Origin of the sequence: Erythrobacter sp. (assembly GCF_038133525.1) — a bacterium.
In the GTDB taxonomy this organism is placed as follows: Bacteria; Pseudomonadota; Alphaproteobacteria; order Sphingomonadales; family Sphingomonadaceae; genus Qipengyuania.
On sequence record NZ_JAYPTL010000001.1, the window covers coordinates 81,221 to 92,003 of the forward strand.

The 10,783-nt window shown below is 63.5% G+C and carries 15 protein-coding genes; 8 read left to right on the forward strand and 7 right to left on the reverse strand.

Features of this window, described 5'->3' with window-relative positions; translation table 11 throughout:
* Both AAFM29_RS00455 and AAFM29_RS00460 read left to right on the forward strand, forming a co-directional pair.
* Positions 1-788, forward strand: a 788-nt coding sequence (locus tag AAFM29_RS00455; protein WP_341710848.1) for a CorA family divalent cation transporter, incomplete at its 5' end; no start/stop codon positions are given.
* Between the two features lie 134 nt (positions 789-922).
* Entirely contained in the window at positions 923-1,630 is a 708-nt protein-coding gene (locus AAFM29_RS00460; protein WP_341710849.1) for a hypothetical protein, read from the forward strand.
* A gap of 12 nt (positions 1,631-1,642) precedes the next feature.
* On the opposite strand, the gene AAFM29_RS00465 is transcribed toward AAFM29_RS00460, so the two are convergent.
* From AAFM29_RS00465 to AAFM29_RS00480, 4 genes are read right to left on the reverse strand one after another with little or no spacing between them, the layout of a single operon-like run.
* On the reverse strand, positions 1,643-2,284 hold the full coding sequence (locus AAFM29_RS00465; protein ID WP_341710850.1) for a DUF1109 domain-containing protein: 642 nt from the start codon (positions 2,282-2,284) through the stop codon (positions 1,643-1,645).
* A 2-nt stretch (positions 2,285-2,286) separates the two neighbouring features.
* Positions 2,287-2,817 carry a sigma-70 family RNA polymerase sigma factor gene (locus AAFM29_RS00470; RefSeq protein WP_341710851.1) on the reverse strand — a complete coding sequence of 177 codons (531 nt, stop codon included), beginning with the start codon at positions 2,815-2,817 and terminating at the stop codon, positions 2,287-2,289.
* A gap of 24 nt (positions 2,818-2,841) precedes the next feature.
* Complete coding sequence (locus tag AAFM29_RS00475) at positions 2,842-3,300, reverse strand: DoxX family protein (protein WP_341710852.1); 459 nt, start codon at positions 3,298-3,300, stop codon at positions 2,842-2,844.
* Positions 3,301-3,331: 31 nt separating this feature from the next.
* Positions 3,332-3,619, reverse strand: coding sequence for a DUF2282 domain-containing protein (locus tag AAFM29_RS00480; protein WP_341710853.1), 288 nt, complete (start codon positions 3,617-3,619; stop codon positions 3,332-3,334).
* A gap of 194 nt (positions 3,620-3,813) precedes the next feature.
* Between AAFM29_RS00480 and AAFM29_RS00485 the strand changes: the two genes are divergently transcribed.
* The 3 genes from AAFM29_RS00485 to AAFM29_RS00495 all read left to right on the forward strand — a co-directional run bounded on the left by AAFM29_RS00485 (position 3,814) and on the right by AAFM29_RS00495 (position 5,821).
* A complete protein-coding gene (locus AAFM29_RS00485; RefSeq protein ID WP_341710854.1) occupies positions 3,814-4,098 on the forward strand; it encodes a hypothetical protein in 285 nt (94 codons plus the stop codon).
* Between the two features lie 116 nt (positions 4,099-4,214).
* Positions 4,215-5,051, forward strand: coding sequence for a DUF692 domain-containing protein (locus AAFM29_RS00490; RefSeq protein ID WP_341710855.1), 837 nt, complete (start codon positions 4,215-4,217; stop codon positions 5,049-5,051).
* Positions 5,048-5,821, forward strand: coding sequence for a DNA-binding domain-containing protein (locus AAFM29_RS00495; protein WP_341710856.1), 774 nt, complete (start codon positions 5,048-5,050; stop codon positions 5,819-5,821). Before AAFM29_RS00490 ends, AAFM29_RS00495 begins: the two co-directional genes overlap by 4 nt.
* On the opposite strand, the gene AAFM29_RS00500 is transcribed toward AAFM29_RS00495, so the two are convergent.
* A complete protein-coding gene (locus AAFM29_RS00500) occupies positions 5,815-6,792 on the reverse strand; it encodes an SDR family NAD(P)-dependent oxidoreductase (protein WP_341710857.1) in 978 nt (325 codons plus the stop codon). The genes AAFM29_RS00495 and AAFM29_RS00500 overlap by 7 nt on opposite strands.
* A gap of 11 nt (positions 6,793-6,803) precedes the next feature.
* A complete protein-coding gene (locus AAFM29_RS00505) occupies positions 6,804-7,316 on the reverse strand; it encodes a GNAT family N-acetyltransferase (protein WP_341710858.1) in 513 nt (170 codons plus the stop codon).
* 84 nt (positions 7,317-7,400) lie between these two features.
* Between AAFM29_RS00505 and AAFM29_RS00510 the strand changes: the two genes are divergently transcribed.
* Complete coding sequence (locus AAFM29_RS00510) at positions 7,401-8,405, forward strand: isoaspartyl peptidase/L-asparaginase (RefSeq protein ID WP_341710859.1); 1,005 nt, start codon at positions 7,401-7,403, stop codon at positions 8,403-8,405.
* Positions 8,406-8,551: 146 nt separating this feature from the next.
* Entirely contained in the window at positions 8,552-9,001 is a 450-nt protein-coding gene (locus AAFM29_RS00515; RefSeq protein WP_341710860.1) for a hypothetical protein, read from the forward strand.
* 33 nt (positions 9,002-9,034) lie between these two features.
* Here AAFM29_RS00515 and AAFM29_RS00520 read toward each other — a convergent pair whose 3' ends face one another.
* A complete protein-coding gene (locus tag AAFM29_RS00520; protein WP_341710861.1) occupies positions 9,035-9,928 on the reverse strand; it encodes a prephenate dehydratase in 894 nt (297 codons plus the stop codon).
* 135 nt (positions 9,929-10,063) lie between these two features.
* On the opposite strand from AAFM29_RS00520, the gene AAFM29_RS00525 reads away from it, so the two are divergent.
* A complete protein-coding gene (locus AAFM29_RS00525) occupies positions 10,064-10,699 on the forward strand; it encodes a cytochrome c family protein (protein WP_341710862.1) in 636 nt (211 codons plus the stop codon).
* Positions 10,700-10,783: the final 84 nt, after the last annotated feature.

Genomic DNA, 10,783 nt, shown 5'->3' on the forward strand with positions numbered 1-10,783 from the left:
CCGAACTGCTTACCAGCGACCAGAACCGTCCGCGCGCCTTTCGTGACGGCAAGACACTTGTCGCGACGCTGCGCGGGATCAACTTCAACCCGGGTGCTGAGCCCGAGGACATGATCTCGATGCAGTTGTGGAGCGACGGGGTGCGGCTGGTCACGCTCCGCCGCCACCCACTGCAGACGCCGCGCGAGATTGTCGCCCAGATCGACCGGGGCGCGGGCCCGCCCGATGCAGGGGCGACGATAACCCAGCTTGCCGAGCTGCTGATCACAAGGATGAGCCAGTCGATCGTCGACATGAATGAGGTGATCGATCAGCTGGAGGAAGCCGATCCCGAGAGGGAAGCGGAGGCAATGCTCCGGCGTATCTCGATCATCCGCCGCAATTGCCTCGCGCTCAAGCGCCACATGGCGCCCCAGCACGAAGCGCTTGAGCATATCAGCCGCGATGCACCGGCATGGTTCGAGGATCACGATCGCCGCGAGATCGCAGAGAGCATTGCACGCCTGCGCCGCTACCTCGACGATATCGATATCAGCAAGGAAAGCGCGCTGGTGCTGCAGGACGAGATCCGGGCGCGGACCTTGGCCGGTAGCGAACACGCGACCTACATGCTGACCGTGGTTGCCGGCATCTTTCTGCCCCTGTCTTTCCTCACCGGCCTTTTGGGGATCAATGTCGGCGGCATGCCGGGAATGGACGATCCGCGTGCCTTCTGGTTCGTCGTAGCACTCTGCCTGCTGTTGTTTACCGCGCTGATCTTTGCCTTTCGCCGCCTGCGCTGGCTCTGACCTGTCGCGAGCCTGCGCTAATCGCGTCCCGCAATGGGATGGCGCAAAACTGCGCCACGACAGGCGACCTGCACTGGTGCAGCAACCTGCCAGCTTCTACACCGCCACGGTGAAGGCAGGCTTGGGGGAAACCGGTGCACAGCAGGATCCTGGCTTTGTGGAACGAGGTGTGGGGTGCCCTTGGCGATGTTGTTGCCAATCACGCCTGGCGCCGGGTTGCGTTCTTCCTCTTGCCATACGCCGGGGTGATCGCGGGTATGGACGTCGCCGCGCATTACGGCTCGGTTACCGATGCGCTGTTGCCTGCGCAGATGTATATCTCGAAGGACGAGGGGTTTGGTGAGTATCTGGAGTACTCACTGACGGCGGCGGCAGCCGTCATGCTGGTCCTTCTATGGCTGCGCACACGGGCGGGTATCCACCTGGTCAATGCGCTGCTGTTTATCTACCTCACGGCAGACAACTCGCTGCAGTTTCACGAACAGTTCGGCCATTGGATCGCCCCGTCCATGCCGCAGGCTACGCCTCTGCCCGCCAATGATTTGGGCGAAATGCTGCTCTTCGCGCTTATCGGAGCAGCGTGGCTCTGTTCATTGCTGGCGGCCCTGATCCGGGCTGAGCTACGACCTGCCGCCTATGCGTTGATCCTGGCCGGCGGGATCGCCGGCGCTGCCTTCTTCGGAGTTGTCGCCGATGCTGTTACCAGCTGGGGCGACAAGTCCGAATACTTGATCGCTTTCGAGGCTTGGTTGGAAGACGGTGGCGAGTTCGTGATGATCATCGCCACCTTCCTGGCCTGTTGCGCCATCTTCGACATCGAGCGTCGTCGCGGTCGCAACTGAGCCCGATGGTGCTTACCAGCGGATCAGGCTGGGTACGACCATCCGCCCGATAAGTGCCGCCAGGGCAACCGGCACCATGTGCCACAGGCCCAGGTGGGCAACGGTATCGAACGAGCAGGACAGGCCGTAGGCGAAAGTGCCCAGTGCGCCAGCCGCAAACCCGGTCAACAGCCCCGCCTGGGCGGACGATACCGGGGCACCGCGGCGGAGCCACCAGACCAGTGCCCCGCCGGTCACGAGCGAGGTCAGCAGAGGCGCCGTCACGCAGTGAAGCGCGAAGGCCCGATCGATCGCGGCCAGGGCGCTGCCGTGGCCCAGCAACATCACGAGTGTGGCAATCGGCATGATCGCGGTCATTGCCATGGCCCAACCGGTTCCGGCGTAGGAATTGCCGACCTTCGGTGATGCCATGCGCACCACCGCACCTGCGCAGGCCACGCCCAGCATCAGGAAGGCGCCGTTGACGATCAGGAAGAAGGGTGAGGCCTGGCCGGCAAAGGGAGCCATCCAGATGCCTTCGAACAAGGCGGTTCCGGCGACCGACAGTACCAACGCCAGCGCGGCGAGAGCAGCCCCGGCACTGCGGGTCATCGGCTTCACCGGTGCGAGGTCATCGGCCAACTGGTCGATCAGGGGGTTGGGGACCCGGTTCATTCTCATTCAGCCTTTTCTACAAGCGCGGACAGCTTCTTCAGCCCGCGATGGATATTCACTTTGACGAGGCTTTCGCTCTGCCCGGTGCGGGCTGAAGCCTCGGCGATCGAGAGTCCCTCGATCTTGACCAATTCGATTGCCTCGACCTGCTTGTCCGGCAGATGCACGAACAGCCGTTCGAGGCTCATGCGCGCCAATACGGCTTCTTCATCGCCGTCCGCTGCCGCCTCATGATCGCCGAGTTCCTCCTCGGCATTGCGGTAAACCTTGCGCAGGTGATCCACCCACCGGTAACGGGCGATCGCCGCCAGCCAGGGGATGAAAGCGCGGGTCGGATCCCAGCTGGCGCGCTTGGCGTGGACCGCCAGCAGCACCTCCTGGACCAGATCGTCTAACTGCGCCGGGGCAACGCGGCGCCGGAAATACCGTTCCAACCACAGCTGCACTTCGGCCAGCAGTACGCGATAGGCGTTACGATCGCCCCTCTGCGAAGCTTCCATCAACTGGGCCAGCGCAGTTTCGTCGGCGATCATCTATCCCTCCCCGTCGACTGCCTATCACCGCATGCGTCGCGCGGCGAGTGCCGCATCGATCGAAAGCACCCCGCCACCGCGCGAAATCAGGATCGCGGCCATGGCTGTCCACAGGATGTGGGTCTGCCACCAGGCATCGGGATACACGAAAAACTGGATGACCATGGTCATCACCAACAGGGCGAAAGCCGAGAACCGCGTCGCGAGACCCGCGACGAGCAGGATCGGAAACAGGTTTTCCGCATAGGCGGCCAGTGGTGCCGCGAGGTCAGGTGACAGCGGTACGCCTGTATACTCATATTCGAACAGCAGCTTGGCGTTGTCGCTGACGGTAAGGAATGTGCCATCCTCGATCTTCGTCCGCCCCGACCGCCAGAATATCCCCGCCAACGCCACGCGAGTTACCAGCAGCGCCACCCCTTCGGGCAGGCGTGAGGCCAGGAAGGCGGTCAACCTGTCGTAGAGGGTAAGGAGGGTCTGCATGGATCGGCTCGCGTAGCGTGGCGTTGGACTATCAGCGTTCGACCGGGCTCAGCGAACCCTTGCCCTTGGGCGTCGCGATCTTGGTGCAGCTGCCCTTGGCAACCAGCTTCCAGGCATTGCCCTGGTAATCGCGGGTCGAGGTGCCGGCGCAGCTCGTGCCCGGGCCTGCCGCACAATCATTCTCACCTGCCTTGGCGACGCCGTAGCACTTTTCCATCTCCGGCTTTTTCTGCGCGGCTGCCGGGGTCGTGGCGACGCTGGCGGCGATGCCGGCGGTCAACGCGAGGCCGGCGAGGCGGGCGATCGTGGTGGTGGTCATCAGGAACTCTTTCAATTGGGGTTTTGGTGCATCCCTTCCTTGCGGACGGAATATTTCGGCATTCGGGTGAAGGGGTTGCAGAGTTACAGCACAGGAAAATTTAGCCCCCTGTAACCACCGCCTGTGCCGTAGCGAAACTGGCCATGTGCACCAACGCACAAACCCATTTTCACTTGTCACAAGGACATGATGCCATGACCACCACTGCAAAGCCCGCCGTCGTTGCTGCAGCAGCACTCTTCGCCCTCAGCTCGATGACTGCCTTTGCCGCCGACGCCCCCGCGGGCAGCAATGGCCGCGCCATCGACGCGAACGACACCGTGCACTGCTACGGCGTCAACAGCTGCAAGGGCACCGGTGACTGCGCGACTGCAGAGCATGAGTGCAAGGGTCAGAACGAATGTAAGGGCCACGGTTTCAAGGCGCTGAAGGCTGGTGACTGCCTGGCAAAGAGCGGCACCATCGGCGACCTCGGCTAATAATAGAGCCCAGTTCGAGCCTTTAGGGTCGCTCGAACCGGCGGCCCGGCGCGGGGACCGACCCCATCCCTCCCAACCCGCGCCGGGTCGCCACTTTTTTCCTAAGGACTACAGTGATGGACGCGATCGCCCCATTCCACGGCTTCGGTCTCGGTCTCCGGCGGACGCACTACAGTGACTTTCTCGATGGCGACGTTCCGGTCGATTTCGTCGAGGTCATATCCGAAAATTACATGGTAGACGGCGGCAAGCCGCTACGCGTTCTCGAACAGGTTCGTTCGAAACTCCCGGTGATCATCCACGGCGTGTCGATGTCGATCGGCTCGGCGCACGGCATCAGCGAAGACTATCTCCGCCGCCTCAAGCTACTGGCCGACCGGATCGATCCGCTCTGGGTCTCCGACCATCTTTGCTGGACCCGCACCAGCGCCCACAACAGCCACGACCTGCTGCCCCTGCCCCTGACGCGCGCGGCGCTGGATGTCGTGTGCAACAACATCGATCGCGCGCAGGAAGCGCTGGGTCGCGCGATGCTGTTCGAAAACCCTTCGAGCTATCTCTCCTTTCCCGAAGATGAGATGAGCGAATGGGAGTTCCTCAGCGAAATGGCGCGACGCACCGGGTGTTACCTCCTGCTTGACGTGAACAACGTCTATGTGAGTGCGCACAATCACCAGTTCGATGCGAATGAGTATCTGGCCGGAATCCCCGCCGATCGCGTTCGCCAGATTCACCTTGCCGGGCACCAGCCGGGCGAGATCATCGTCGACACACACGATCGCGAAGTCTGCGAAGGCGTCTGGGCGCTCTACGCGGCGGCAATCCAGCGGCTTGGTCCGGTGGCAACGATGATCGAACGCGACGGACATATTCCGCCCTTGCCCGAATTGCTCGACGAACTCGCCATCGCTCGCAAGCTGGCCTCGAAAGAGGCGGATCGGGTGGCAGCATGACGGCGCTCCTGGCCCGACAAGAGGCGTTTCTCTCCGCGATCCTCGATGAGGATGCGGCACTTCCCGATGGCTGGGGTGCACGGCACCAGGCGGGTCTGGAAATCTACCGCAACAACTATCGCACAGCCCTGGTCGAAGCATTGCGCGCTACCTTTGAACGCACCGAGCGGCTGGTTGGCGAAGCGTCGTTTGAACAGGCCGCCGCGCATCACTGCATCACGCACCCGCCGTCGAGCTGGACGCTAGATCTGGCAGGCGCAGGGTTCCCGGAAACCTGCGACGACCTGTTCGCCAACGACCCCGACGTGGGTGAGCTCGCTGCGCTCGAATGGGCGATGGGGCAGGCCTTTACCGCCGCGAATGCCCAGCCAATGGCGCTGGACGCCTTTGCCCAGCAGTCGGCCGGCCTTACCGAACAGGGCTGGGCCGATCTGCGGCTAGGCTTCCTGCCAGGCCTGGCGGTACTCGAAACCGGGTTCGACCTCGTAAAGCTTTGGTCGGCTCTGGCGCCCGATCAGGGTCCCGCCGAACCTGTGTCGTTTGACCAGAGACAGGCCGTGATCGTGTGGCGCGAAGGCGAACGTCCCGTATTCGTTCTGCGGGCCAAGTGGGAGGGCGAGGCGTTGGCCGCGATGCTGGGCGGTGCCAGTTTCGGTGAAGCCTGCGCACTCATCGTGGCAGCGCTGGGCGAAGAGGACGGTGCCGCAGAAGCGGGCGCAATGCTCGCACGCTGGCTGGCAGACGGTATCGTCGCGTCAATCGTTCAGTAGGCGAAAGTCTCGCCGACGAGCTGCTCCGATAGGGCCCATAGCCGATCGGCATTCTCTGGATTGACGGCATAGCTGCGCACCCCGCCAACGGGATTTTCGTCATCCTGCGCGGCCACATGGCAGTCCTCGCAATAGACGCCACCGGCACCTTCGAGGTCTTCCGCCGTTGCCGCCCAGCAACTGGTCGCGGCACCTTGCGGGATCGTCTTGAAACCCGGCGCTGCGGCCCCGGTACCGCTGGTTCCGGCCTGCTCGGCATTCTTGCGGATGCGCTCCATCATCCAGGCGACATCCTCTTCGGTCATGTGGCGCCCCAGATTCGTCTGGATGCCCCCGGGATGTACCGCATAGGCATGGATGCCCTTGCCGGCGAGGCGTCGTTCCAGCCCTACGGTGAACTGGATATTCGCGGTCTTCGACTGCCCATAGCCGGTCCACTTTTCGTATTCGCGCTTCTCATAGTTCGGATCGTCGAAATGCACCTGGTCGAAGTGATGTCCGCGACTGGACAGGTTGACGATCCGCGGATGATCGCCCTTTTCGATGAGAGGCATGAGCAGGTTGGTCAGCAGGAAATGGCCGATATGGTTGGTGCCGAATTGCGTTTCGAACCCGTCCTTGGTGCGGCCCATAGGGGGTGCCATGACGCCCGCATTGTTGATCAGGATATCGATCTTGGCGAAACGCTCCTTGGCTTCCTTCGCCGCCGCGCGGACGCTGTCGAGTGAGGCCAGATCGCAGACCAGCGTATCGACATTTGCACCCGCAGCCTCGGCGATTTCCGTGCCAGCCTCTGCCAGCTTTCCCGCGTCGCGGCCCGAGAGAATGACGTGAGCGCCCCTGGCCGCCATGGCCCGGGCGGTTTCCATGCCGAGCCCAGAATAACCGCCGGTTACGAGTACCGTCTTCCCCGACAGGTCCTTGCCCTCGAGCACCTCGTCCGCCGTGCTCGCGAAACCGAATGTCGCCATCTTCTCTCTCCCTACATGCGCTTTTCGAAGAGGTACTCCTCGTCAAGCTGTTCGCCCACCTTGAAATGAATGTCGGCGATTTTGACGAAGCCATAGCGGGCGTAGAACCGCTGCGCGCCGGTGTTGCCGCTCCAGACGGATAGCAGGATTGCATCGTGCCCGCCGTCGCGCGCGAGGCCAAGCGCCCAATCCATCAGCGCGGCTCCAATTCCTTGGCCGGTTCGTGCCGGATCGGTGTAGAGCTGACCCAGCTCGATCGGATTGGCTGCCGTCGAATGGATCGCCAGCTTACTAGGCACGCGCATCTTGCAATAGCCCGCCAGCTTTCCGTCGATTTCTGCCAACATGTGCATGCATTCACCGCCGGCGATCTCCGCGGCGACGGCCGCCACCGCATAGGACTCGGACTCGAATGCCGCGAGATCTTCGGGGCGGTAGAGATGGCCGAAGGCGGCGGCAAAGCTGGCCCTGCCGAATTGGGCAAGCGCGGGGGCGTCGTCTGCTTGGGCGGGGCGCAACTGCATGATGGATTTATTGCTAGGTCATTGCAGCGGACAAGGAAAGCACGGCCCATTGAGCGCGGACGCGGCCATGCTATCGCTGACCGCATGAAGAGAATTCCTGAGTCCGTCGCCGCCATTGTCGCGGCCTGTGCAGCAATAGCGGGAGTGCCGGCCATGGCCCAGGAAGACGAGGGCCGCTGGTCGATCGCGATCCATGGCGGCGCCGGGACGCTCGATCGGGCGGACATGACGCCCGAGCGCGACGCTGCCTATCGCGCCTCGCTGCAGGCCGCGCTCGATGCGGGCAAGGCGGTGCTGGCAGGTGGAGGAAGTGCCCTCGATGCTATCGAGGCCGTGGTTACCCGGCTCGAAGATGATGAGAAATTCAATGCCGGCCGAGGGGCGGTGTTCACCTGGGACGGTACGCACGAGCTCGATGCTGCAATCATGGACGGTCGCGACCGCGCGGCGGGCGCGATCGCCGGGGTCATCGGAGTGCGCCACCCGATCATGCTGGCGCGCAAGGTCATGACCGACAGCCCGCACGTCATGCTGGCTGGTGAGGGGGCGGAAGAGTTCGCTCACGAACAAGGCGTCGAGTTCATGCCGCCCGAATGGTTCGATACCGATGCCCGGCGCGAGGCGCTCGAGCGAATGAAGGCGGAAAAGCTGTCCGCTCTCGACGTGGATATCAAGTTCGGCACGGTCGGGGCGGTCGCGCTCGACACGCATGGCAACCTGGCCGCGGGAACATCGACCGGCGGGATGACCGGCAAGCGTTGGGGCCGCATTGGCGACGCCCCGGTGATCGGCGCCGGAACCTATGCCGACAACGACTCTTGCGCGGTTTCAGCCACCGGTTGGGGCGAATTCTTCATCCGTGTGGGGGTCGCGCGCACGATTTGCCTGCGCATGCAGATGAGGGGCGAGGATGCACAGACGGCGTCCGACGCAGTGATTGCTGAGGTCGGCGCGATGGGCGGAGACGGCGGAGTGATCGTCGTGGCCCCCAGTGGCGATGCGGTGTTCAGCATGAACACCACCGGCATGTATCGCGGCCGTGCGACCAGTGAAGGCCTGGACGAGGTTGCCATCTACGGGGACGAATAGCTCTTGATCCCACCTTCGCAGATTTGACTCTCCCCGGGGGGCGGGGCAGCTTGCAAACAGCGTTGGGGGACTTCTGCATGAACGGGCCGCAAAGGCCCTGACGCCTCGAAACGGGTCGTGCCACCTGTGGGAGAGGAGTTACCACTATGAATCGACTGACCAGGATCGCGCTTGCCGCGACCGCGCTTGCGTTCGCCGCACCACTGCCGGCCCATGCCCAGGACGAATATCCGCTGAAGGGTGCCGAATGGGTCGAGATCACCGGCGTCTCGCTCGAAGACGGCGGCGGGCTTGCCTATGCCAACTGGCTGGCAGGCGAATGGCGCAAGCGCATGGACTATGCCGTGCAGCAAGGCTGGATCCAGAGCTACGAAATCTGGTCCAATACCTACGCCCGCAAGAACGAATCCGACCTGTGGCTGATCACCCGCTTCGCCGAGTTCGAAAGCGATGCCGAATTCGAAGCCCGCAACAAGCAGATGCGCGAATATATGCAACGCTCGATCGCCCAAATGCAGGCGGAATCGGGTGACCGGGCGAAGTACCGCACGGTCGACAGCGAAATCCTCGCCAAGCGGCTCGTCTGGCGCAATTGACCTGAAAGCGGCCGGGGTGGCCCTCCGCCCCGGTCAGCCGCGCTTGCGAGCTTGCCGGTAGCTGCCGAGCAGGCGCACTTCGTTGGTCTGGAACGCCAGTTCCTCCAGCGCGACATCGACGCGCGGATCGCCCGGAGCGCCTTCGATATCGGCGAAGAAGGTCGTCGCAGCGAAGCTCGCGCCCTTCTGATAGCTTTCGAGCTTGGTCATGTTCACACCATTGGTCGCGAAGCAACCCAGCGCCTTGTAGAGCGCTGCGGGAATGTTCTTCACCTCGAAAATGAAGGTGGTCATCGCCTGCGCGTCGGTGATCGCTGCCGGATCGAGTGGCTCTTTCGCCAAAGCCACGAACCGCGTGGTGTTGTCATGCGCGTCCTCGACCGCTTGCTCTACGACCTTCAGGCCATAGAGATCCGCGGCGAGCCGGGGGGCGATGGCGGCGATGAAGGGATTGCCGCTTTCGGCGACAAAGGCCGCCGCACCTGCCGTATCGGCATAGGCCAGTCCCACAATGCCGCGTTCGGCAAGGAAGTGGCGCGACTGGCCCAGCGCCTGCGGGTGGCTGTAGGCCGCTTCGAACGGTCCGTCGCCCAGAGCCATCAGGTCATGCGTGATTCGCATGAACTGCTCGGCAACGATGTAGAGCCCGCTTTCGGGCAGCAGGAAGTGGATGTCGGCCACACGCCCATGCTGCGAATTTTCGATCGGGATCATCGCACAGCCGGCCGTTCCGGTGGCCACGGCGTCCAGCGCGTCTTCGAAGCTGAAGCAGGGCAGCGGCAGCGCCTCGGGCGCGAACTGCATCGCCGCCTGGTGCGAGTTCGAACCGGGTGCACCTCCAAAGGCGATCGCGCGCATCGGATCTTGGGCGGCGGCGGCTCGCATGGAATCCACGAGGGCGAGAGCAGGTTTGGCAAACTGGCGCATGGGAAGGGGGTGCTAAGGGGAGCCGGCCCCGGCATCAAGCGCTATCACGCACCACGGACTTGCGCGCACGCGCTTGCTTCACTAGAGCGGCGCGCAAACCTCGGATCACCACCTTTTCTGGCAGGCAATCACGCAATGGACGATCGTTTCAACACCGCTGCAGGCTGGGTCCTCTTCGCAGGCATCGTCGCGCTCGGCAGCTCGATTGTTTCGGGCATGTACTTCAAGGCTGACAAGCACCCGCATATCGAAGAAGCCGGCTATGCGCTCGAAGGCGCGGCCGAAGAAGGCGGCGCGGAAGCCGGCCCCGATCTCGGCACGCTGCTCGCATCGGCCGATGCCGCGGCGGGCGAGAAGGTCTTCGCCAAGTGCTCGGCCTGCCACACGATCAACCAGGGCGGGGCCAACGGAATCGGTCCGAACCTGTTTGGCGTAGCGGGCACCGCGATCGGCAAGCATGCTGCCGGCTTCGCATACAGCTCCGCACTCTCCGGCCATGGTGAAAACTGGACGTGGGAGAACCTCGATCACTGGCTCGCCAACCCGCGCGGCTTTGCCGATGGTACCAAGATGAGCTTTGCCGGTCTGTCCAAGGCTGAAGATCGTGCCAACCTTCTGGCTTACCTGAAGGCCAATGGCGGCGGCCCTGACTTCCCGGCCCCCGCCGCTCCGGCTGCCGAGGAAGAGGCACCTGCTGCTGAGGAAGGCGATGCCGTTGAGGCTGCTGCCGAAGCGCCCGCTGACGAAGCAGAAGCTGCCGCAGCCAATTGAGGCTGGCCTCTTCGCAATTCACGGAAAGCCCCGCTTCGGCGGGGCTTTTTCGTTTCGGGCGCGTCGTCCCTAGCCCTTGAAGCC

Excerpts from the sequence above, each read along its gene's own strand:
- AAFM29_RS00485 (WP_341710854.1), top strand. The coding sequence starts at position 3,814 with ATGACCACCACTGCAAAGCCCGCCGTCGTTGCTGCAGCAGCACTCTTC.
- AAFM29_RS00510 (WP_341710859.1), top strand. The coding sequence starts at position 7,401 with ATGAAGAGAATTCCTGAGTCCGTCGCCGCCATTGTCGCGGCCTGTGCA.
- AAFM29_RS00495 (WP_341710856.1), top strand. The coding sequence starts at position 5,048 with ATGACGGCGCTCCTGGCCCGACAAGAGGCGTTTCTCTCCGCGATCCTC.
- AAFM29_RS00520 (WP_341710861.1), bottom strand. The coding sequence starts at position 9,928 with ATGCGCCAGTTTGCCAAACCTGCTCTCGCCCTCGTGGATTCCATGCGA.
- AAFM29_RS00490 (WP_341710855.1), top strand. The coding sequence starts at position 4,215 with ATGGACGCGATCGCCCCATTCCACGGCTTCGGTCTCGGTCTCCGGCGG.
- AAFM29_RS00480 (WP_341710853.1), bottom strand. The coding sequence starts at position 3,619 with ATGACCACCACCACGATCGCCCGCCTCGCCGGCCTCGCGTTGACCGCC.
- AAFM29_RS00525 (WP_341710862.1), top strand. The coding sequence starts at position 10,064 with ATGGACGATCGTTTCAACACCGCTGCAGGCTGGGTCCTCTTCGCAGGC.
- AAFM29_RS00500 (WP_341710857.1), bottom strand. The coding sequence starts at position 6,792 with ATGGCGACATTCGGTTTCGCGAGCACGGCGGACGAGGTGCTCGAGGGC.
- AAFM29_RS00515 (WP_341710860.1), top strand. The coding sequence starts at position 8,552 with ATGAATCGACTGACCAGGATCGCGCTTGCCGCGACCGCGCTTGCGTTC.
- AAFM29_RS00475 (WP_341710852.1), bottom strand. The coding sequence starts at position 3,300 with ATGCAGACCCTCCTTACCCTCTACGACAGGTTGACCGCCTTCCTGGCC.
- AAFM29_RS00505 (WP_341710858.1), bottom strand. The coding sequence starts at position 7,316 with ATGCAGTTGCGCCCCGCCCAAGCAGACGACGCCCCCGCGCTTGCCCAA.
- AAFM29_RS00465 (WP_341710850.1), bottom strand. The coding sequence starts at position 2,284 with ATGAACCGGGTCCCCAACCCCCTGATCGACCAGTTGGCCGATGACCTC.
- AAFM29_RS00470 (WP_341710851.1), bottom strand. The coding sequence starts at position 2,817 with ATGATCGCCGACGAAACTGCGCTGGCCCAGTTGATGGAAGCTTCGCAG.